Source organism: Acidovorax sp. SRB_24, from assembly GCF_012931925.1.
The window spans coordinates 1-844 of sequence record NZ_MWOM01000161.1 but is presented as its reverse complement, the minus strand read 5'-3'; the positions used below and the strand labels follow the sequence as shown (position 1 = coordinate 844).

The following is an 844-nucleotide window of genomic DNA, read 5'->3' as shown; positions in this document are numbered from 1 at the left end:
CGCGCCAGGCCGAGCTTGAGCAGCGCCTTCTGCGGCGCCGTCAGGGCCGGGGCGGCGGGGCGGACAGGCGCGGCGGCAGCGTCGGGGGGCGAAGACATACCTGCATTTTTACCCAGTATGCTGTCCGTTCCACGCGGTGCGCCCAGACGCCCCTTCACCGGAGCCCGCCCATGCCCACTTTTCTGACGCTCACGCCCAACCCGGCGCTCGACCTGTCCACCGACACCGCGCAGGTCGTGCCCACGCACAAGCTGCGCTGCGGCGCGGTGCAGCGCTACCCCGGCGGCGGCGGCGTCAATGTGGCGCGCATGCTGCACCGCCTGGGGTCCGGCGTGCAGGCCTGGATGCTGGCGGGCGGCGTGGCGGGCGCACAGCTGCAGGGCCTGCTGGCGGCGGAGGGCGTGGACACGCTGTGCCTGTCCATTGCCGGCGACACGCGCGAGAACCTGTCGGTGCTCGACCGCAGCAGCGCCCTGGAATACCGCTTCGTGCTGCCCGGCCCCGCACTGCAGGCCGGCGAATGGCAGGCCTGCCTGGAGCGCCTGGCGGCGCTGGCGCCAACGCCGCGCTGGTGGGTGGCCAGCGGCAGCCTGCCACCCGGCGTGCCGCAGGACTTTTACGCGCGCCTGGCACGCCTGGCGCGTGCGCGCGGCAGCCGCCTGGCGCTGGACAGCTCGGGCCCGGCGCTGGCCGAGGCGCTGCAAGCGGGGGTGAGCCTGGTCAAGCCCAGCCTGCGCGAGCTGCGCGAACTCACCGGCGCGGCGCTGGCCGAGCCAGCCCAATGGCATGCGGCCGCGCGGGCGCTGGTGCAGGACGGGCGCGCCGAGGTGGTGGCGCTGTCGGC

1 protein-coding gene is annotated in these 844 nt (G+C 75.2%); it reads left to right on the top strand.

What is annotated here, in order from left to right:
- Nucleotides 1–170 precede the first annotated feature (170 nt).
- A partial coding sequence (locus B2J89_RS21215; protein ID WP_169170818.1) for a 1-phosphofructokinase family hexose kinase occupies nt 171–844 on the top strand: 674 nt, incomplete at its 3' end.